The organism is Chryseobacterium sp. MYb328 (assembly GCF_037572595.1).
GTDB classification, from domain to species: Bacteria; Bacteroidota; Bacteroidia; order Flavobacteriales; family Weeksellaceae; genus Chryseobacterium; species Chryseobacterium pennae.
The window spans coordinates 152,511-174,900 of sequence record NZ_JBBGZQ010000003.1; the positions used below are offsets into that span (position 1 = coordinate 152,511).

Sequence of the window (22,390 nt, forward strand, 5' to 3'; positions counted from 1 at the left end):
ACAAAACATTCGCAAAGAATATCAATGGATAATAAATAATTTCTTTTGTTTTCCATTTGGTTTGATTTTAAACAAAAATATATTTCCCATCGCTCAAACGCCAAAAATACGCGTACACCTTATATACAACAGTTGTAATATCTATGATACTCCGAATACTCTACACGCATCCTACAACCTCAATAACTAAAAGGGCGTAGCTTCTGTATTTCGATCATTCCTTCTTTGTCAATTTTAGTACAAAAAACATAAGATTTTCATCTTTTTCTGACAACGCCAAATAAAATACGCAACGTTTCTATAAAAAAAACCCGGCCAATTCCTGGCCGGGTCAGAGTGAAACAAAAATTAGCTATGCTAAAATTAATTTTTAATTAGTTTTTGCTGATATACTGCTTTCTCAGTTGTAGCTTTTAGAATGTACATTCCTTTTGGTAAGATGCTTACATTTACCTGTCCGTTGTTAAACTGAGTATTGATCAGTTTACCTGAAACATCATAAATAGAAACATTTACCACTTTTTCCTGCGTTTTGATATATAAAATATCTGTAACAGGATTGGGATAAATACCGAATTCCAGTTTCTTCACCTCTGCTGTTGCCAGTGTAGATGTAGTACTGTTCACCTTAAGCGTTTTCTCTACTACTTTCCCGTTAGAGTTGAAGCTGATTACAATATCTGCAGTTCCTGAACCTATTGGAGTAAGTACCAATTCTTCATTAACATTGATTTCAGCCATTACTACTGATGGATTAGAGTTTGATTTTACAGATTTTATAATAGATGAACCAAAACTGTCTTCATCAGAAACCATTGTCTTCAGATCAATAGTTGTAGTTCCTGTTGCGGTAACCTGTGACGGGAATGTATTGTTGACTACAGGAGCTGTATTATCTGGGAACACAGCCAATGAAGGAAACCAATAGTAATCATTCAATATTTTTGTATCAATAAGTGCTCCAGCTACATTAAACGTATGAATCCAGTTTTTTTGATAATGGGCTCCAAATCCACTTTCTGTGGTATTCAAAATAAGATTACCCGTAGAAGGATTTACACGAAGTGCAGCACCGTAAGGGATCTGCTTATAAGTTCCTGTTTGTCCTGGTAATGTAATAAAGCTTTCATTAAATACCTTCGTAGTAACATCAAATTTTACTACCTGATTTCCGGGATTAAATCCAGAACCGGCTTTGATCCAATACAATGTATTCTCTGTATTACTTGCTGTAAAGCTTCCTGCATTCCATGCGCCCCATGAGTCAGAATATTTTGTAGTGGGAATATTATAATACTGTACTGTAAGGGTTGTAGGATCAATATTAGCTAATTTCTGATTCTGAATTGCCCAGATACTTCCGTCTTTCGCCTGAACCACTGAAATAAAAGCTCCGGCAATCGTATTCACAACAGTATCTGTAGCTGGATCAATTACTAAAATTCCTGCAGTCTGTTTTACTGCAAAAACGTATTTTGAAGTACGAATCATATTTCCGATCTGTCCGGCATACTGACTTCCGCCACCAGTTGTTGCAATCATATTACCAACCTGTAGGTTTGCAATATCAAACAAGAAAATACCATTAGACGCTCCAATATATCCTTTGGTCTCATTTACACCTAAGAATGATCTTCCGTCTCCACCTCCAATATTGTTAAATATTGCAATTTTCTGCATCGTCTGTGCATTGGCAATTACCAATCTGCCTCCTGGTGTATACTGGGTATCTCCTCCATCAGCTGCCTGCTTGGATACAAAATAAAATTTATCTCCGTAGATGGTTCCATATTGAGTAGTGGCTCCGAAAGCATTGTTATTGTTTGCATTGCTGTAAACACGGTAATTGATTGATCCGTTATTATCTATAAAGTTTACGGAACCATTAGTGTGCCCGAACCATTCTTCATTCACCATAAAGAATCCGTTGGTAAAGTTGGTAGAACTTACATAAGGGGAAACCGCTGTAAGAGTAGAAGATATTGCGGGTGTTTGAAAATCCGGGCTGTAATTCCAAACATCCCACGATCCATTTTCTAAAGCACGGGAGGAAGCTCCCACACCAGAAAACCCGAAGTCAGCATCAGCTGGATTTTTCACCCAATAAGACCAAAATCCATTATACCAACCTGACTTCCAATGATCGTTGATATCTTTTGCCAAATAATCATCAAAATCATACGCTGCTGTATTTACAATACCATCAATAGGATACAGAGGGTAAGTCGCATTACCGCTTTTAATCAATGCGTTAGAATCCTGTCCATTCAAATCAAATCCCAATCCTCCTATTGCAGTTCCGAACTGAGTCCCCTGATAAAGCAATGTAAAGAATCTTTTGTCTGTCTTTGCAATGGCTTTAAGCATATCTTCACCTGTCGCATTACCATCCCATCTGAATCCCCATACCAAAGCATCCGGGTTTTTACTGTCATTCCACTGTACTACGAATGCAGCCTGGTTAGAACCTGTTCCCACCCAATACTGAATATCAGAAAAACTGATGTTCGTTGCAGCATTCTTATTGATGGTATTCGAAAGGTTATTCCCCGAAATATCATTTCGCGGTACACCCTGTACTTTTATCTGAGCATTCGTGAAAAATGCAAACAGAAAAAATAGGGTAAAAAGGTAAAACTTTTTCATTTTTATTGATTTAAATATATTTTATGTTCGTTATTTTTTTAAATGCAAATCGTAGGCTCCTGCCACTTCTGTAGAAACTTCTCCCAGCCAACCAGCTTCCTGGTTTATTCCTGTATATACTTTTACGAAATCAATTCCCGGCAGTTTTACGTATTTTCCGTTTCTGTCAACGGCCCATGAAATATCAATATTGGAAGCCTCATCATTATTGGGGGCATTATCTGCATATCCGAATTCGTAGGATTTTCCTACCCAATAGTTCCCGGCTCCGCTTTGGTCGTAAAAATTATCTTTAAGTCTTGTTCCTGTAAACCCGTAAGAGGCATCTGAAAACCATAAAGGATAATAACTTTGTGAGTGGAAAGTATTTCTTGTTTTAAATCCCGTGTTCCCCTGGTTATCCTGCCATTTAATATATTCTATATCGGTTTGCCAAGGATCATTTCCAGGAACAGGTGTCTTATTTTCATTGGGTTTGAAATAGGTAATGCTGTAATTTTTGGTGGTTGTATTTTTAAAATATTCACTTCCGGCAATTTCATACCATTCATCATCATCAGGCTTTCCGTTTTTATTTTTATCATAAGCTACCATAATAATTCCCGGCTCACAGCTTCCTGAGCGGGGATCATTGGCAGAGTTTCCGAAAAATGCATTTCCTAAGACCTTAAAATCTCTTCCTTCCATATTGGGAATGGTATGGTCAAAACCAAATACGACATATCCTCCAAAACCTCCAAGACTTACCATAGAGGAATTAGATCCTACCAGATAGTTATTGGCTTTTTTGATCATATCTGCGGTTGTATTTCCCTGATCGAATTCAGGAATTTCATTCATAAACTGTCCTACAGCCGGACGAAAGTCAAATACTTTAGAAATATACTTACTTAGCGTTCCTGCTTCCTTAGTCACTTTGATTTTAGAATGAAATACTTTATCAGTTCCTACTTTTAATGTTAAAGGATAAATAGCGGTCTTGGTGCTGATAAATTCCAGTTCTGAATTCTGGGAAATGATGGAATCATTAATGCTCCAGGTGATGTTTCCCGAAATATTCGTAGGAATACTCAATACTCTGAAGCGTTCAATGGTATAAGCAGTATCTAATCCTTTAAACATTGGAGGTATTACTTCGGGATCGATAGGTGCTGCAACCTCATCATCATGTTGACAAGAAGCAATTATTCCTACAAACAGAAGGGATAAAAACCCGGCTGTTAAATAATTAATAGTTTTTTTATTCATGTTTCTCAGTTTCATTTAATTATATAAAAAGGCAAAATGGGCAGGGATATTTCCGCCTTCAGTCTTCCATTTAAAATGTCCGTTTTTATCAAAACAGTATACAAATCCCATGGACACATAGTTTCTGGCATCTGTCATATAAATATCTTCGGTAATTGGGTTTACTGCTATTCCGTAAGGCGTTTTAATGATTGTTTCATACTCCTTATCAATTATTCTGTTGGAAATAACCTGTTCGGTCTTTACGTCTATGATTCCAAATGTTTTTACATACGCGTGAGTATTGTAATTGAATTCATTTCCGTAGTAATACAGTTTATCATTTACGATGGTCATTTCACTGACAGCAATATGAAAGTCTTTCTTTATCACTCCTGTTGCTGCATCCACTAGATATAAATTGGAAGGAACGTTGTAATAATCTCCTCTTGAACTTACATACAGATCTCCGTAATTGTCTTTTTTAAGACGGTGAAGGTTGATGGCTACATCAATTTTTTTCTTTTCTGTAAAAGTGTTCAGATCAATTACTGAAACAGTTCTGTCATAATTTGGAACCATATATCCTCCGGAATTGGCAACAAATAATTGATTACCCACAATTTCCATTTCTTCAGGCTGATATCCTACTGTTGCTGTACGTTGAATAGTCAGCGATACCGTATCTATTTCTGCTACTTTTCCTTTGGGAGCTAACGGATTAATATCCACAGGTCCTGCATAACTGCTGGCATACGCTTTTCCATCTTTAAAGGTCATGTATCTGCAATTCTGTAGATAAATAGACTTGATATGTTTGGCGGTTTTAGCATCCAGCACTTCGATGGTATTGGAAACATTGACTACAATGTAAAGCTTACTGCCATAGATTTTAATATCATTTCCTACATCACCCAGTTCTTTTAAAACATTTGGATTGGTCTCGGAATAGATATTTCTGAAATATGTCCCTTTCGTGTAATCAAAAAAATCAAGGGTGCATTTATTGCTTCCCATATTTCCTTCATTCAGTACATAGAATCCTTTTATTCCTGTATTCTCTACAGGATTAAGTCCTTCCACTACTTCCATGGGAATAATGACATCATCGGTACGACAGGAGACAAGCGCAATTAATGTCAAAAACAGAAAACAAATATTTAACTTTTTCATAAATTAAAGTTTAAAGTGAGCCTGAAGTTTCTTCCCGGCATAGGATAATTGAGTACCACATCATAGTACTGGTTAAAAACATTATTCATTTCCAGATTGATTTTAAAAGGATGTCCAGCCAGGCTCAGTTTTCTCTGAATAGAAAGATCGTGGGTATACCAGGGCTGAATAAAATTATACTGAATATTATCCAGCTGCCCGTCATATCTTTTCCCTACATAAATTGTACTGTAGTTGAAGCTCCAGTCTTTATAATCAGCCATTAAGGTAAAGGATCCGCTATGCCATGGCGTATAAGGAATTTGTTCTCCATAATAGGTTTCTTTCTCTCCGCCATTGTTTGTTTTGTCCTGAGCTCTCTGATAGGTATACGATAATAATGGTTTAATTTTCACATTCCCTAACATCATTTCAGCCTGTACGTTTACATCTACTCCAATGATTTCAACCTTCCCAAGGTTCACCATCATCCAACGAAACATATTAGTGGTTGGCACTGCTACAATTTTATCTTTTACTTTGTTATAATAGCCATCTACTTTTACATAAAGACCTTTAAATAGGGAATGATCATACCTTTTCTGATAGGTAAATCCTACGTCATACTGATGGGTAAACTCAGGTTGCAGATAGGTATTTCCAACACTCGTATAATACAGGTCATTAAAGGTTGGCAATCTGAAGATATTTTTATAGAAAGCTCTGAGGGTAAGCTCTGGCATTGCTTCCGGCTGATAACTCATAAAGAAAGCAGGTGTCCATTCTCTCCTGTCATCAGGGCGCTTATTCATTTTTACTTCCTCAAAAGTAAATGTTCCTAAAAGACTTCCTAAAAACTTAAACCTGTTCCACTGGTAGGTAGAAGCTAAAGCAACAAGTGTAGTATAGCGGGTAGGATATGAAAATTTATACAAATTAGCATCCATATTATTATACTGAAAATCTCCATTCAGACTGACATCCCAATTAGGAGTGATAGAGTATACATTGGAAGAGGAAAGATAAACCTCCCGTTGAATATAAGTATTGATGGCGGGCATCGCAGACTGAGACAATACCGTATCGTTAAAATAAGTGTAATCGTAAGCAAACTTTGCCTTCAGCTGAGTTTCAAGCTTAGGAAACAGCTTTTTCCTGAAATTGGCCTGAACAAAATAATTTTCATCAAGCATTCTTGCTCCTCTTGCCTTAAAACGGTTCTTCACAATAGGTGCCGGAATACCACGGTTTGAAATATAACCATACCCTCGTATATTCCAGCTTCCGTTATTTAAAGTTCCATTAAGAGCAGCTTCAAAGCGTTTTGCTTTAATGTCGGAGTCATATCTTTTGGAAATAGTATCAGAAGCAGTAGCCCCATTAGGATATTTCCTGCTATAGTGGAACTTATAAAGCCCATCACTTTGGAGAAATTCTGCACTGACGCTTGCTGAAATTCTTTTTGAAATCTTTTGCTCTAAGCGAAAAGAAGGATTAAATAAATCAATAGAAGCACTTTTTGCTCTGATCAGAAGATTGGTTTTCCTGTTTCCTGTGAATACCGGTGTTTTGGGTTGTAAATAAATAGATCCTGACGATCCGAAGTCTTTTGCCGGTTGAAAAATTTCACTTTTCTGACCATTGTACAACGAGATCTCTTCCAGATCATCCAGAGAATATCTTCCCAAATCGACCACTCCGTTCTGAGCATTCCCAAGCTGGATTCCATCATAGAAAACACCTACATTCTGGCTTCCCATACTTCGGATATTGACCGTCTTCAAACCACCCATTCCACCGTAATCTTTAATCTGAACTCCGGAGAAATACCTTAATGCATCCGCAACAGAATGACTATTAAGCCTTTCAAGCTCTTCACCCTGTAAGACCTGTGCAGGCAAGATTTCTTTAAAGTTTTTTTTGTAAATATTGACAGTCTTTATGACTTCTCCTTTGATACTGTCTTTTTTTCTGGTTTGAGAAAATAGAATTTGAGAGGTTAACACGAATACCGTGAAAACAATTGTATGGAATTGAAATGTAGTTAGTTTTGCTATCATTAGCTCATTCATGGATCATGATGACGCTAATGGATATAAGAAAAGCAACGACAAAGCACAGCTGTTACTGCACAGAATCATTGTTGTCCTAAGCTTTATTCCACGAAAGCGTCAAACGTTTATTATTTCTGGCAGGTCTTCTGACTTACTCCGTTTTTGAAATCCTTCCCATTCCTAAAAACAGTGGATCTATTCTTCAAAAACTTTGGTGCGGAGCTTACAGCAGCGGGTCTGTTCCAGATTTTCACCGGATTCCCTTTTAAGAGCTTATTATGGCTCACCAAATTCCGGCAAAGATATAAAATTCTCACCAGATACGATGGCATGCAGAATAAAATGATTATCAATTAGTAAACATGAAAAATCCCGCTAGATTGTAACGGGATTTAAGCAATCAATTTTTGTTGAGTTTTTCTGTTTTTACCCGTGATTATTTTTTTACAAATTCACGATCACTAAGCGTTTTCATAAACAGGATAAGATTTGTCTTTTCCTGCTCCGAGAGAGGAATTCTGTTTCCATTATTTTTAAAAACAGGATCAAGGTTATCTGCAGATAAAACACCTTTGTCAAAATAATCAAGGACTGCCCTTAATGTTGGGAACTGTCCATAACTTCCATAAGGTGCTGTATATTCTACATTTCTTAAAGAAGGAACCCGAAAACTCATATAATCTGCCGGAATACCCGTAACCCTTCCACGGCCGGCTTCATTGGTATCCGGATTTACAGGAAACCCAATATTCCTGAAACTCTGATCAGTAAACAACTCTGTATTATGACAACCCGCACATTTCTGTTGAAAAGTCTGATATCCCAAGGCTTCATTTTCTGTAAAACTTTCTCCTTCTTTCCGTTTTACCTTATCATACTTGCTATTGGCAGAAATCAGAGTGTACTCATACTGTGCAATACTCTTATAAATCCTTTCAGCAGTAATGGCTTCATCTCCAAATGCTTTTCTGAATAAATCTTTATACATCATATCATCCCTTATTTTCCCTATCACTTCCAGAATAGAAGACCCCATTTCTTCATGAGTAATAATAGGAACCAACGGCTGTTTTTCCAATTCAAGGATATTGCCATCCCAATTATAAAACTTCATAAAGAGCATATTCTGAATAGCGGGAACATTTCGCAACCCTACTCTATTCTGAATTCCTATTCCCTGTGCATTATGATCTGCAAAAGAATTTCCCTGAATATGACAGCTGGAACAGGAAATAGTATTATCTGCACTTAACCTTTTCTCATTAAATAATTTCTCCCCTAATTCTACTCCATATTTTGTAGGTTTATTAGAGTTCACCGAATTGTTTAGTTCCGGAAACCCAGACGGAATATTGAGCAAGACCTGTGGATTATCGTCAGAAATAGGTTCGTAACGATCATTATTACAAGATATTAACAGAATGAAAATGGCTAAAAAACTTAATCCTTTTTTCATTGCAGCAGAGAAGAGTCTAGTTTTCAACACCACTCACTGAAAACATTCCGGAAATATCACTTGAACCATTTCCACCAAGGTTATCAACAAATTTTACCATTTGGTTAGCAGTATGAATATTCGGAGTAGCATTACCATCTGATCCTGTTCCCGTAACCAATACAATCGTATTAATTTTCCCCGTTAACAGTTTATCAAAATCTGCTTTAATAATAATTTTAGGCGCTTTGTTATCTACAATGGCATGTTGAGAAAGATCTAAAGTCACATCTCTATATGCATCTACTCCCTGGGTAAAATTACCTTCTGATCCTTTTATAGTACTTCCTGTGTGGATAGACATCTGTTTGTTATCTACTCCATAAAAACCTTCGATTTTTGTAAAACGATACCCTGCTCCCCATTCCCACATCATTTGGGTATCGTTAGAACCTACAGTGGCATAGAACTTTGGAAATCTCACCTGATCCAAAACATTCAGGTCTTTTTTTACTCCTAATCCGAATTTGATCTTTTTATACTCTCCGGCAGGGATATTACTCAGCAAATAACGAAGCGTTTCCGGTTTTGATTGGTCAATCACGGTAGCGCCCTGATCCAGATCATTGACTTTATAAGGAACTTCATTACCATCTGCTTTTACCAGACGAATATTACTGATCACATATTTCAATTCTGAAAAATGATGAACTTGTCCTTCTGCTGAAGTATTGATAGTGGCTGTACTTGAAGTGGCACCTCCGAGAACAATCGTTTCATTTCTAAACGTATTCTTGAATTCAAGGGTAACATTATTGGCAACAGGATTATCATCACTGTTTTGGCAAGAAATTACACCTAATGAAAAAGCGGATAATAGTAGATATTGTTTTAAGTTTTGCATTTTAAAAATTTTAGTTGTTGTTGTTTTAATTAAAGTTTTTGTCATCTTTAAAAGTTGAATTTTAAAGACGTATAAATATTACGCCCCATTCTTGGGATGTTTCCCCAGTCTGCATAGGTGCTGTAATATTTGTTTAACAGGTTTTCGGCTCCTACCTGAAAAACGGTTCTAAGTTTTTTGATTCTGAAAGTATAATCCATGGAAAAGTTCCATATGGTATATGCCGGCGTCTGATCTTCACCATATTCCGGACTGTAATTGAGCTGGATAAAATCTCCATTTATAGAGGTCTGAATTCCAAAATTCCCATGGGTATAATGTAATGAGGTCAGATAGCTTAAAGGGCGGATGAAAGGCAGATTTTTTCCTTTATCATCCCTTCCTCTTGCATATGTTATCGTTCCTTTCCAATGTAAATCCGAGATAATGCTATAATTTGCATTCAGAGACATATTAAAGAGGGTCGCATGATCCAGTGAAGTATAAGCCTTCACTCCTACGGATTGATAATTCATGGGACTTCCCAGACTTAAAATTTTTCCGATAATATAATTCTGAATATAGAAGTAATTTACTTTGGCTTCAATACTCATTTTTTCATTTTTAAAACCTGCACTGGCATTGGTTTCGTAAGAAATTTCATTTTTTAAATCAGGGTTTCCAATATAGTCATAGCGGTCAAAGCTGTTGTAAATATAATATCCATATCCTTCTGAAACGGAAGGTGCTCTGTGTCCGTAACCAGTTCCTACAGAAAAATTAAAATGATTATTGGTAAATTGGTAACCTGCATGTAAACTGGGAAGAATTCTTGTTTTTTGCTGTGATGCTCCAGGATGGAAGATCCAGTTAAATTCGGCATATTTAGACTCATTATAATTCAGCCCTAATGATCCTCCGAAACTCAACCGGCTTTTATCTGAGATATCCCATTTATTATTCATCGAAAGGCTGGCAAAACGTGTGGTCACCCAAGGCCAGCTATAAGCAAACATAGTTCTGTTCTTTCTATCCTGCGGATACATCCGCATTTCTGCAATAGATGTATTATTGTAGGCATTGATCTCTATGTCTGAGGTATACCTTTCCTTAGTGAGGTTCATTGAAGAAACCAAACCATAGGTAGTACTCCAGCCCGGCATATCCATGTGTACCAGATTTTCAGGGCGGTTGGTATCATCCATATAATGTTCAATGGTATTGAAATAGATTTTTGTATCCCAGGATTTTATTAATCCTTCTTTAAACAATTGCCTGTAAGACGCTGAAGTAATCACTGCCCTGGAAAGCCATAAATCCATTGGTAGTGCGGGAAATCCAACGTTTTTTGCCATATCAAAAATCGCATCCACTTTAATTGAAGATAAGGGACTTGTTTTGTAAGCTATTCCAATTCCGGTATTGAACTTATTATATTGAGAGTGATTCACTTCGGCATCGTTTCCGTCATAATAATTACCAGCTTTCCGGAATGAGATACTCCCATCTACCACAAGCTTTTTCCCGGAATAGGAAATATTTCCAAGATTGAAAAACTGTTTATTATTGAATTCAAAACCTGTCTGATAAGTTCCATTCCATTTTTTTTCAAGACCAAAAGAGGTACTTTTTCTTTTCAGATCAATACTTCCGGCTACTGTTGCTCCGTGTGAACTCCCTTCCTGACCTGATTTTATATCTATCCCTGAAAGATTATTGCTTTCCATATACGAGGTAACAGGATCCATTTTATCAGTACAGGCTCCAAAGATGCGCATTCCATCAAGGGTAATGACAGATCTTTCCGTACTCATATTATTGAGTAAAGGTTCCCATGCATATGCACCCCGTTTTATAAAGCTTATTTTATCAGAAGATGCCAGAAATTCATCCACTGAAACAGCCATTTTCATATCCGTTTCAATCTTCTTTTTATTGCTTTTTACTTTTACCTCAGCTAAATGGGCAATACTGTCTTTTTTTACTTTTTGGTGTTGTGCATTGATTGTCACTCCCAAAAAGATCAATATAATTCCGAACTGCTTCATAAAATCAGAATAAAGTATCAATAAACAGTTCACTTTTGGTTCCCGGAACACCAGGTGTAAAATCTGTTGAAACCTTAGTTCCCTTAATGATCTTACCATTTTGATTCAGCATGATAAAATTTAAAGTCCAGTTTCCTGTCATTGTATAGTTGACAACACCATGATACAGTCCGTCATCCCCTTGTATTAAATCCTGATTATTAGGAGAGGAATGATTTCCCATTGATGGTTCCGGCATTCTCGGATCCAATTGCAGCGTATATCCATTTACCACTGAATATGAAAACTGTGAAGGATCGGGAAAATTTCCGGCAGGAATAGTAGGTTTATTATATTTATAAATTCCTGCTACCAATTTGTTTTCCGCCACTTTAGGTTTTTGAGGGGCAATAAGTGCAATATAATATTGCCCGCCATCATTTCCTGTAAACGAAGTCATATTAAGATTCTTATTGCTTTGCTCATTTACCGCAATATCTTTATTGACCGTATATGTTACCTCTTTCACTTTGAAACTCATATAAAGTTTCCAGCTTAGAATGGAATTGCTTTTATCCGTAAATACAGAATATCCTGAATAATACTTTCCCTCCGGTTTATAATCCAAAGCGTATTGATAAGGGCATGATCTTTTACTTCCATCAGCATTCGTCATGATGGGTAAAAAAGTAGTGTTTGAAGCAGTGATATTTTCATTAGTCTGAGTATTGGTAATCTTTACTCTGATTTCATTATACCCCTGGTAAAATGTTCCGTTTAAAGTCTCAATGCTTATTTTATATTGATCTCTATTGATAGCCGTTGCTTCTTTAAACTCATAGTGTTCCGGAACGGCTGTATTGATTTCGCTTTCATAATCCGTTTTGTCGAGGGTGCAGGAAATAGCCATCAACAGGATACTCACTACGAAAAGTTGATACATTTTCATTGTTGATTTTTTAGTTGGTAAATACAATAGATATACATTGAATGCAGAAACATCCAATATTTTTTACCACAAAAGGCACAAAAGATTTTTAAAGCTGATCAATAAACCGTTTAGAAGTGCACATAAGCTTTTTTGAAAATCAAAAAATTTCAAGTTTTGTGAACTTTTCGCCCATAAATATTTTAGCTTACTTAAGCATTCTTAAATAAACTTTTGTGGTAGTATTTTATAGATAAAACTTAAAAAACCGGTGGTTTGAAAATGAGATTCAGAAACAGAAAAGAATAAGCTGTTTCATAGATAAAGTTGAAATTGGAAAGTATAATTTTTCCAGGGAAGGTAACCTCTGTAATCTCAGGAAGTGTATAGATATCAAGAATTTTCTGCCCTGAGTTTTTTATTTTATTGAAAGGAATGGATTCTGTCTCGTTATTGGCTTTTGCAAGCTCTTTACTCAGGTAACATTTTCCATTACAATGGAGTTCTGGCTTACTTTTATTGACACAAAGAGTATTAACGATATAATCATAATTTACAGCATACTCAGCCAGAGGTATCAGAGGTCTGAATACCATATAGCCTATAAAAAGTATGCTGTAAATAAATTTCATGAATTATTTCTTGCTTAGAGCCTCTTCATATCTTTTGCTGACTTCTTTCCAGTTCAGAACATTCCAGATTGCTGAAAGATAATCTGCTCTCTTGTTCTGATATTTCAGGTAGTAAGCATGCTCCCAAACATCTATTCCAAGGATAGGAGTTCCTTTTTCTTCTACGATATCCATCAAAGGATTGTCCTGATTGGGAGTAGAGGAAACGAAAAGTTTTCCGTTTTTATCCACAGAAAGCCATGCCCACCCTGATCCGAAACGGTCTGCACCAGCCTTGCTCATTTTTTCTTTGAAAGCATCCAGACTTCCGAAAGTTTCATTAATAGCCTTTGCTAATTTTGCAGAGGGTTGAGTATTTTTTTCAGGAGTAAGGATAGTCCAGAAAAGCTCATGGTTATAATGTCCACCCGCATTATTTCTTACAGCAGGACTTAATTTGGACGTCTCGGAAAGAATCTTAATCAAAGTTTCTTTTTCCTGTGGGGTTCCGGCGATGGCCTTATTCAAGTTGGCAGCATATGCAGCACCATGCTTTGAATAATGGATTTCCATTGTCTGCGCATCTATCGATCCTTCCAATGCGTTATAAGCATACGGTAAAGGGGTTTGCTTAAATTGAGCCAGTGTAAACTGAGCCGCAAATACTGCTCCTAAAGCAGCTATTTTCATAATCTTCATAATGTTTTGTTATATGGTTTAACAATATTTTTTTTGAAGGATAGAAGTTTGAGGTTGAAGGCTGGAAATTATATCAGCCAAAACAGAAAAGATGATCTTCTGTACACTTTTTATTCAATAAACAAAAAGTACTTCCATCTTCTTGCTTCCCTCTTCCCTCCTAATCCAATAACTTCTTAATGTCTTCAATCAGAATTTCTCTATCCGGGTGATATTTTCCGGTTAATTTGGGCGTTTTTCCCTCCGGATCTTCATAATTCAATCCTGAATAATAAAGGATCGGCATATTATCTTTATTGTATCTGCAACGGATATTTCCTTTTTCATCTACTAACGCAATCATCCCGCTGTGGTTAAGACTTTCTGCCTCATCTTCCTTTTCTCCCACATAGATATTGAAGTGATCGGCAAGTTTGCCGATATACGTTCTGTCACCAGTAAGAAAATGCCAGTGGGAAGATTTCGCTCCAATTCTTTGTGCATGTTCTTTTAATGCTTCCGGCGTATCATTTTCCGGGTCAATGCTGATGGAAATGATTCCGAATTCAGGATTATTGATCTGATTTTGAATCGCCTTCATATTCGTATTCATCACTGGGCAAATCGTAGGACATTTACTGTAAAAAAACTCTACCAGGTACACTTTCCCCAGCATATCTTTATTGGTGATTTTTTTACCGTTCTGATCGGTAAGTTCAAAATCAGGAACTTTCATCACCGTATAAAGATTCTTTTTAAAATATCCCATCCCAATTCCTATTCCCAGGAAAAGTAATGCAATAACGGCAATCGGGATAATCACCTTGCTCTTATTGTTCTGCTTATTTTTGGGCATAGCTTTCAGGATTTTTCTTGAATTCATCTTTACAATAGGAACTACAGAAGCCATATGTCTTATTTTTATATACTGCTGTATCTTTTAGAAATCCTGCCGTCTTCATGTGACAGATGGGATCTTCTTCATTCACTACCTGTATTTTAATATTTTCCCCTGAAGAAGTCATATTACTTTTATGTTTTACCTGAGGTTCTTTTGCACATGACAACAGGATAATTGACAGCAAAGCCGTCAAAATAAATGGAGATTTCATTTTAATGATCAATTGAAATTAATACTATTGAATAAAATTATGGAACTAAATAATACATCAAAAATAAATCACACCATACATTTAAACTTGATAAGACGTTATCATAAAATTGAACATTTCAACTTATTCAAAATGAGAAAGTCTTTAAGCACTTATTGGTTAAGCCTTGTTTGAAAAATACTTAATAAATTATTTAGATGCATTTTAGCTAAAAAACTAAAACCTTAGTTCAAAATAAATTTATGCTAAAGGAGGATGGAATATCCTGAAAAAATAATCTGAAGAATAGGAATCAAAGTAATCTGAATCCGGAGCCTCAGCCAGTGGCTCAGGTTCTGTTTTGTTTGAACAGAAAAGAATCTCATTGGAAATAAAAACATCCAGTCCGGCAATCTTTACAGTCTGTGAACTGTTTGATTGTCTTTCTGTTTTTGCCAGCTCTTTTTCCACATAGCATTTTCCTTTACAGGTAGATTGAGGGATTTCTCTGTTTTCACAAAGGTTTTGTACAATATAATCATAATTTACCGCATAGTTTACCAGTGGCAATACAGGACGTATTGCAACCGTAAAAATGATAAATATGGAAATAAATAACCTCAACTCTTTTGTTCTGTGTTACAAATATACTACTTCAAAACTGTTTTCTGTTCTATTTATGATGAATGTCATTGATGGCTTTGTTTGAGCTGCTAAATCTTTTTTGGAATATTCGAAGGTGCAGAGAGTTTTCAGGATTACGTTTTTTAAGACGCATAAAATCTATATTTCTATGCTGTTTAAAAATACTAACCACACATAGAAAAGTCTGTTTTGGGCTTATATTTTATAACACTTAAATTTTATTCGCAAATTAGTGGCAATATAATTAACCACAGATAACACAAATTTTCACAGATGATTGTGGATAAAAATCTACGTAATCAGCAAAATTCGCGAGAGTTTTCACCTATCTAGAACAATCTGTTCCCTATAAATTTAATAAAACTGTATCTGTTATCATTGTCATATTATTACGAACTTTGATTCTTAGGTTTCAGAATCTATATCATGATCCAGGTAAGAACCGCTACAGCAGAAGATGCTCAACATATTGCCCTGCTGGGAAGGATAACCTTCACAGAAACATTCTCGGAACATTTCCGGGATCCAAAGGACTTATTTGATTATTTTGAACGGACTTTCAGTGTTTCTAAAATCAGGAACAGCATACAGAACCCTAATAATAAATTCTGGATTGCCTTTTGGAATGAACTTCCGATTGGGTATGCAAAACTGAAAGCACATTCTCCTATTGACTTTATTAGCTCCACTGCAGCCTCCCAGCTACAAAAGATCTATGTCCTTAAAGAATTTTTGGATAAAAAAGCAGGAAAGGCACTGATGGATGAACTGATGACTTCTTTTGAAAATTCTGATCAGAAGTATATCTGGCTATCCGTTCTGAACTCCAATGAGAGAGCATTACAGTTTTATGATAAAAACGGTTTTACCAAGGTTGGGAAACATCAATTCAGTATTGGAAAAGAGGACTTTGATTTCTTTGCCTTATCAAAACGAAAAATTAGTTCTTTATAAAAGTTTAATCTTGTTAAGCTCTGTTGTTTTCTCGGCAGGGCTTTTTTATTGGCTTTGTTGGAATGCGCAAGGACGCTAAGAATTTTTAAAAGATTACGTTTTAAGGTGCAAAGATTTTATCTGCGATAAAATTGGATGCCGGACATTTAATGGCCACGAATGCACGAATTAATTTATTTTGCTTAAAACCTATGTGCCTATGTCGTTTAAATTTTTCTAACCACACAGGCACATAGAAAAAAATTAAAATTCATGTTCTAAAGCATCACCTTTTCACAAAAAAGACTCCGCCGTAATCAGCAGAGCCTTCATTAATATAATATAGTTGTACGTTATTTAATTTTAAAACTTCATTCTCTGAATTCTCACGGCATTTAAGATCGCTAGCAAAGCAACACCCACATCAGCAAATACAGCTTCCCACATCGTTGCTAAACCTCCGGCACCCAGTACAAGAACTACAGCTTTTACAGCAAAAGCAAGGATAATATTCTGCCAGACAATCTTTTTCGTTTGTTTACCGATATTGATTGCCATTGGGATTTTACTTGGTTTATCATCCTGAATAACAACATCTGCCGTCTCAATAGTAGCATCACTTCCTAAGCCTCCCATCGCGATTCCAACATCACTTAAAGCTACTACCGGAGCATCATTCACTCCATCTCCTACGAAAGCTACGGTCTGATTTTTTGCTTTGATCTCTTTTACTTTATTCACTTTATCTTCTGGCAAAAGATCTCCGAATGCATTATCAATTCCCAGCTGATCGGCTACATATTTTACCACGGTTCCTTTATCACCACTCAGCATGGTAGCTTTTACTCCCATTTTGTGAAGATTATCTACCGTTTCTTTTGCGTCTGCTTTAATACTGTCTGCGATAGTGATGTACCCTGCAAATTTTTTATCATACGCAACAGCAATAAGGGTATACACAATATTAGCATGGTTGATATCATAGCTGATATTGAATTTATCCATTAATTTGAAATTCCCTACCAGAAGTTCTTTACCATTCACTGTCGCCTTTAATCCATGTCCGGCAATTTCTTCTACATTCTCCATTGGAATGGAATAATTAATATCTCCTACATAATTGTGTATGGCAGTGGCTACAGGGTGTGTACTTTTACTTTCCAACAGGTTAACCAGCTGCATGATTTCGTCCTTATTAAATTCCGAATTAATACTTACTTCCTGAACTTTGAAAACTCCTTCCGTCATGGTTCCCGTTTTATCCATCATTACATTCTGAATTTCTGCAATGCTATCCAGGAAGTTACTTCCTTTAAACAAAATCCCGTTTCTGCTGGCAGCTCCGATTCCTCCAAAGTATCCTAGCGGAATAGAGATCACCAATGCACAAGGACATGAAATCACAAGGAAGATTAATGCTCTGTACAACCAATCTCTAAGCTGGTAATCACCAACAAAGAAATAAGGTAAGAAAGTAATTCCTATGGCCAGAAATACAACAATTGGAGTGTATACTTTCGCAAATTTTCTGATGAATAATTCAGTAGGAGCTTTTTGGGCGGTTGCATTCTGAACCAGCTCCAATATCTTGCTTAATTTACTATCTTCATAAGCCGTCGTTACTTTTACAAGGGCAATACTGTTCATATTGATCATCCCTGCCAATGCCACTTCACCTTTATTTTTAGTATCCGGTTTACTTTCACCGGTTAAAGCTGCTGTATTGAATGATGCAGAATCTGAAAGCAATTCTCCGTCTAATGCCAGTTTTTCACCAGGCTTCAGTTGGACAACATCACCTACTTTGGTCTCTTTAGCTTTTATCGTTTTAGGCTGATTATTTTCCATAATCGTTACCTCATCAGGCCGCTGATCAAGTAAAGCTTTTATATTTCCTTTGGCTCTTGAAACTGCCATAGTCTGAAATACTTCTCCTACTGCGTAGAAAAGCATTACTGCTACTCCTTCAGGATATTCCCCGATGATAAAAGCACCAATGGTAGCAATACTCATCAAAAAGAATTCTGAAAACACATCACCTTTGATAATACTTTTATAAGCGTCTTTCACTACAGGAAGCCCTACAGGAATATAAGCTGCCAGAAACCAGACTAAACGTACCCAGCCTGTAAACCATGAAGGTTTTATATAATTATCAAAAGTAATTCCTAACAATAACAGAGCAAAGGATATAATCGCCGGGAGAAACATCTGAAAAACAGTCTGATCTCCGGTATCGTGAGAATGACCATGGTCATCATGATCGTGGTCATGGTTATGCCCATCTCCTTCTGAATGATTATGAGGATGTCCTTTTGTATTTGGTTTTTCTTGGGTTGTACTACAGCATTTTTCCATAACTGATATTTTTATACAAATTTAATAGTGAGACTGATGCAATGCTATTGCAAACTTTCAAGACAGTTTTCGCAGATTCCTTTAGCAAAGAGTCTTATTTCATCGATACGAAAATTCGTTTGGATGTTTTCCGGAAAGGAAATATCTTCTTTACAGGTCGTCTGTTTGCATATTTTACAATAGAAATGGAGATGCCAGTCTTTATGTGTTTTTTCATCACAATCATCCTCACACAATTTGTATTTTGTAGTGGTGTTCTCCTGAATACTATGGACAATACCCTTTTCTTCAAAGGTTTTTAATGTTCTGTAAATGGTAATTCTATCAGCATTATCAAAATGATTTTCTATTTCTGAAAGAGACAATGCTGCATCCTGAGAACTCAAAAAATCATATACCAAAATCCTCATACTGGTAGGTTTGGTATTTTTATCGATGAGTTTACTTTCTATATCTTTTTTCATTGGTAACAATTTAATTTTTTACAGATGGACTTCATTTTCTTCGTATCCTTCTTCTTCAATCTGAAAAGTAGTGTGACTGATTTTAAAATTTTGAGTCGTTTTATCCGTTAATGTTTTCAACAGCTGATTCTGGCTAGCCTCTTCATCTTTTACGATGTGGGCACTCATAGCATTCACACTTGAGGTAAGAGACCATACATGGAGATCATGAACATTTTTTACCCCCTGGGTCTGCTCCAGCGATGTACGCAGCTCCTGAATGTCTACATCTTTTGGAGTTCCTTCCAGCAAAATATGAACGGCTTCCATCAGTAATTTCCATGTTCTTGGAAAAATCAATAATCCAATAGCAGCAGAAATCAAAGGGTCAGCATAATACCAACCTGTTGTCAACATAATAACTCCGGCTATCATTACACCAACGGAAGTAAGCATATCTGAAAGTACTTCAAAATAAGCACCTTTCATATTCAGACTGGCTTCCGAATCTTTTCTTAAAATCATTAAACCAACAACATTAACCAATAATCCGATTCCGGCCACAATCAGCATGGATGTACTTTGTACTTCCGGTGGATCCTGAAAACGTTTGTAAGCTTCAATTAAAACATATATTGATATTCCCAATAAAACAACAGCATTAATGACCGCTGCTAATATTTCAGTGCGATAATATCCGTATGTTTTGGAGGGATCTGCTTTTCTCTCTCCAATTTTTATGGCAATAAAGGCTAAAAGCAATCCAACCACGTCTGTCAGCATGTGTGCTGCATCTGCTAATAAAGCAAGGCTATTGGTAACAATTCCTCCTATTACTTCAGCAATAAGGTAAGTACCGCTTAAAGCAAGTACAATCAGCAGGTTCTTTTTATGCTTACTGGCTGCGGAGGTTGTTTGTATCTGTGTTTTTGTTTCTTCCATCATTGTAAGTACGGTTTTTAACTACATTTCATAATAGGATGTATTTTCTTTTTTTAAAGGAACGTCTTGTTCACCAATCATTTGCCTGATATTGATCTCAATGGTTTGAGCCAAAGAAGTCATAGGAGTATCCACCGGTGTATTTTCAAATGGATCCTGCATAATGATTGATGTTTTTTCAATGGTAATGAATACAATCGGAATCAGAAAAGTAATTCCTATTTCTACTGCTAACTGCGAGTCATCCAATCCAAAAGGAAGTATTGCAGCAAATACATAGATCAAAATATGAACTAAAACACTGTAAGATCTTGGAAATACCGTATTTTTAAGTCTTTCACATTTCCCCATGCTGTCGCACAGCCTGGTGATCATATCGTTCAGCTGCATCTGTTGAAAATCTGTGATCCCTTTAGCAGCCGCCACTTCTTTCAATTGTCTGGAATGCGCATCCAAAAGAGCATTGGGGATATTGAGAGCGCTGATATTATTTTCTTTAAGATACTGTTGTACTCTTTCAGAAAAGGGTTGCTTTCTCAACGATTCTCCCAGGGCATAGGTCCAAATAATCTGTCTTTCTGCAAAGTCTTTAATGATTTTATCTTCTCCAGCAGGCATAAATTGGATAATCAGCCTTACCAAAGATCGGGAATCATTAACGATGGCTCCCCAAACTGTTCTGGCTTCCCACCATCTTTCATATGATTGGGAAATCCGGAAAGCAAGGAGCAATGATACTGCAGTTCCCAACAATGCAGGAATATTTAATGGAAGGGAAATTTTCCTGAACCATGGAAGCATATCCAAAAGCCCTATAGTGACTGCAAATATACCGATGAACAGAATCTGATTTTGGATTCCGCGAAGGAAATATCCGATTGATATTCTTTTGTTTAATAGCATAGTAGAATCATTTATTAAAATACTGTAAGATGATCTTTACTTCCTACCAGCTTTTTATACTTCCATCAACTATTTCGTAAACAGTTCTAATATAAGCATAAAAATTGATATTCAGCTGATTCCTACCACATTCATTACTACTTATTCATGCTCTCCTGAATTCACAAGTTTAGCATTTACAAAGAAGGCTCCTTTGACTACAATTTTGGCGTCAGCAGGAATTTGACCGATAGGAGTAATCGCCGTATATCCCATATCTGATGTTCCTTTCATCACTTCTATTTTTTCAAAATTGATTGTTTTAGGATGAGGCTTTCCTTTTTCTTCATGTTCTTCTTCCGGTTTTTTATCGGTTTGAACGAAAACATAATATTTGCTGTCTGCTTCTACAATCGCTGAGGTAGGAACAGCCGGTGTTGTACTTTTATCAAGACTTACGATACCCGTAATATTCATTCCGTCAATTAACCCTGCTTTATTTCCGATCACCTCGCAATGCATAGAAATAGTTTTACTCTCATTTTCAAATGAAGATCCTATACTGTAGATTCTTGCATCGTATTCCGTTTCCGGATTGTTAGTCAGATTAAAGTGAACAATCTGTCCTACCCTCATTTTCGGAAGGTCTTTTTCAAAAATCTGAAGATCCAGGTGAATAGAACCATTATCAATCACGGTAGCCACAGGAGAAGAAATATCTACATAACTTCCAATCTGTGCTGTAATTCCACTGATGGTTCCACTGATAGGAGCGGTGATCACCAAACCTGATCTCATATTTCCGTTATTGACACTTCCCGGGTTTATTCCCATCATCTGAAGTTGTTTTAGAAGAGAAGCTTTTTTAGTTCTTAAGGTATTCAATTCAGCATCGGCACTTTGTAAATTTTTCTTTGCCCCTGCGTCATTATTAAAAAGTTCTTTTTGCCTTCTGTATTCCTGCTCGGCATAGGTTATTCTGCTGTTTGTTGTCAGATAATCTTCCTGAAGACGAACATATTCCGGATTGGCAATCGTAGCAATTACTTGTCCTTTTTTTACAATACTTCCTACCTGGATATTTATTGTTTTAATAATCCCACCATATAAAGAGGTAATTGTCGCTTTATTACTGTTCGGGACACTTAATAGTCCGTTTGCTTTGATGGTGGAAGTAAGCTCTTTCATTTCTACAGATCCAATAGCCACTCCAACTGATTTCATTTGTTCTTCAGTGAGTGCCGCAATGGTTGCAGGAGCTTCTTCTTTCTGATTGGTCTTCTGTTCTGTCTTTTCGGGAGCTTTTTCAGAGGTTTTTTCTGTTGAAGCTTCTTTCTTTCCACAACTTATGATGAAAAGGGAAATAAGAACAAGAGCTATGATATTATATTTGAGTTTCATATGCGCATATTTATTTTTTATAAGATCGTATACCAGCGTTACTTTCATAGGGAT

The 22,390-nt window shown here is 36.3% G+C and carries 19 protein-coding genes and 1 riboswitch; of the genes, 1 reads left to right on the forward strand and 18 read right to left on the reverse strand.

The annotated features are described in order from the left end of the window. Positions 1-363: 363 nt before the first annotated feature. The 13 genes from WH267_RS04730 to WH267_RS04790 all read right to left on the reverse strand — a co-directional run bounded on the left by WH267_RS04730 (position 364) and on the right by WH267_RS04790 (position 15,356). Positions 364-2,646, reverse strand: a complete 2,283-nt coding sequence (locus WH267_RS04730) for a T9SS type A sorting domain-containing protein (protein ID WP_340006129.1) — start codon at positions 2,644-2,646, stop codon at positions 364-366. 30 nt (positions 2,647-2,676) lie between these two features. Next, the gene (locus WH267_RS04735) at positions 2,677-3,894 is read right to left on the reverse strand and encodes a cell surface protein (RefSeq protein ID WP_340006131.1); all 1,218 of its coding nucleotides are present in this window, start codon (positions 3,892-3,894) and stop codon (positions 2,677-2,679) included. Between the two features lie 15 nt (positions 3,895-3,909). Then, positions 3,910-5,046, reverse strand: a complete 1,137-nt coding sequence (locus tag WH267_RS04740; RefSeq protein WP_340006133.1) for a YncE family protein — start codon at positions 5,044-5,046, stop codon at positions 3,910-3,912. Next, entirely contained in the window at positions 5,043-7,085 is a 2,043-nt protein-coding gene (locus WH267_RS04745) for a TonB-dependent receptor plug domain-containing protein (protein WP_340006134.1), read from the reverse strand. The genes WH267_RS04740 and WH267_RS04745 overlap by 4 nt, the downstream gene beginning before the upstream one ends. 113 nt (positions 7,086-7,198) lie before the next feature. Continuing rightward, positions 7,199-7,385: riboswitch (cobalamin riboswitch) on the reverse strand. Positions 7,386-7,515: 130 nt separating this feature from the next. Then, positions 7,516-8,535, reverse strand: coding sequence for a cytochrome-c peroxidase (locus tag WH267_RS04750; protein ID WP_340006137.1), 1,020 nt, complete (start codon positions 8,533-8,535; stop codon positions 7,516-7,518). 16 nt (positions 8,536-8,551) lie between these two features. Beyond that, a complete protein-coding gene (locus WH267_RS04755; RefSeq protein ID WP_340006139.1) occupies positions 8,552-9,418 on the reverse strand; it encodes an MbnP family protein in 867 nt (288 codons plus the stop codon). A 47-nt stretch (positions 9,419-9,465) separates the two neighbouring features. Further along, entirely contained in the window at positions 9,466-11,445 is a 1,980-nt protein-coding gene (locus WH267_RS04760; RefSeq protein WP_340006141.1) for a TonB-dependent receptor plug domain-containing protein, read from the reverse strand. A 4-nt stretch (positions 11,446-11,449) separates the two neighbouring features. Then, positions 11,450-12,373, reverse strand: a complete 924-nt coding sequence (locus WH267_RS04765) for a hypothetical protein (RefSeq protein ID WP_340006143.1) — start codon at positions 12,371-12,373, stop codon at positions 11,450-11,452. Between the two features lie 239 nt (positions 12,374-12,612). Next, positions 12,613-12,984 (reverse strand): hypothetical protein, encoded by a 372-nt coding sequence (locus WH267_RS04770; protein WP_340006145.1) that lies wholly within the window; start codon positions 12,982-12,984, stop codon positions 12,613-12,615. Between the two features lie 3 nt (positions 12,985-12,987). Then, positions 12,988-13,662, reverse strand: coding sequence for a superoxide dismutase (locus WH267_RS04775; protein WP_115967911.1), 675 nt, complete (start codon positions 13,660-13,662; stop codon positions 12,988-12,990). Positions 13,663-13,822: 160 nt separating this feature from the next. Further along, entirely contained in the window at positions 13,823-14,497 is a 675-nt protein-coding gene (locus WH267_RS04780) for an SCO family protein (RefSeq protein ID WP_340006402.1), read from the reverse strand. Further along, positions 14,484-14,753 carry a YHS domain-containing protein gene (locus WH267_RS04785; RefSeq protein WP_115967912.1) on the reverse strand — a complete coding sequence of 90 codons (270 nt, stop codon included), beginning with the start codon at positions 14,751-14,753 and terminating at the stop codon, positions 14,484-14,486. The genes WH267_RS04780 and WH267_RS04785 overlap by 14 nt, the downstream gene beginning before the upstream one ends. Positions 14,754-14,993: 240 nt before the next feature. Then, positions 14,994-15,356, reverse strand: a complete 363-nt coding sequence (locus tag WH267_RS04790) for a hypothetical protein (protein WP_340006149.1) — start codon at positions 15,354-15,356, stop codon at positions 14,994-14,996. A gap of 447 nt (positions 15,357-15,803) precedes the next feature. Between WH267_RS04790 and WH267_RS04795 the strand changes: the two genes are divergently transcribed. Further along, positions 15,804-16,331, forward strand: a complete 528-nt coding sequence (locus WH267_RS04795; RefSeq protein ID WP_340006151.1) for a GNAT family N-acetyltransferase — start codon at positions 15,804-15,806, stop codon at positions 16,329-16,331. Between the two features lie 342 nt (positions 16,332-16,673). On the opposite strand, the gene WH267_RS04800 is transcribed toward WH267_RS04795, so the two are convergent. The 5 genes from WH267_RS04800 to WH267_RS04820 all read right to left on the reverse strand — a co-directional run bounded on the left by WH267_RS04800 (position 16,674) and on the right by WH267_RS04820 (position 22,336). Then, complete coding sequence (locus tag WH267_RS04800) at positions 16,674-18,668, reverse strand: heavy metal translocating P-type ATPase (protein ID WP_340006153.1); 1,995 nt, start codon at positions 18,666-18,668, stop codon at positions 16,674-16,676. Positions 18,669-18,712: 44 nt separating this feature from the next. Then, on the reverse strand, positions 18,713-19,132 hold the full coding sequence (locus WH267_RS04805; protein ID WP_115967991.1) for a Fur family transcriptional regulator: 420 nt from the start codon (positions 19,130-19,132) through the stop codon (positions 18,713-18,715). Positions 19,133-19,150: 18 nt separating this feature from the next. After that, positions 19,151-20,056 carry a cation diffusion facilitator family transporter gene (locus tag WH267_RS04810; RefSeq protein ID WP_115967992.1) on the reverse strand — a complete coding sequence of 302 codons (906 nt, stop codon included), beginning with the start codon at positions 20,054-20,056 and terminating at the stop codon, positions 19,151-19,153. 18 nt (positions 20,057-20,074) lie between these two features. Next, the gene (locus tag WH267_RS04815) at positions 20,075-20,956 is read right to left on the reverse strand and encodes a bestrophin family protein (RefSeq protein WP_340006160.1); all 882 of its coding nucleotides are present in this window, start codon (positions 20,954-20,956) and stop codon (positions 20,075-20,077) included. A gap of 141 nt (positions 20,957-21,097) precedes the next feature. Next, complete coding sequence (locus WH267_RS04820; RefSeq protein WP_340006161.1) at positions 21,098-22,336, reverse strand: efflux RND transporter periplasmic adaptor subunit; 1,239 nt, start codon at positions 22,334-22,336, stop codon at positions 21,098-21,100. Positions 22,337-22,390: the final 54 nt, after the last annotated feature.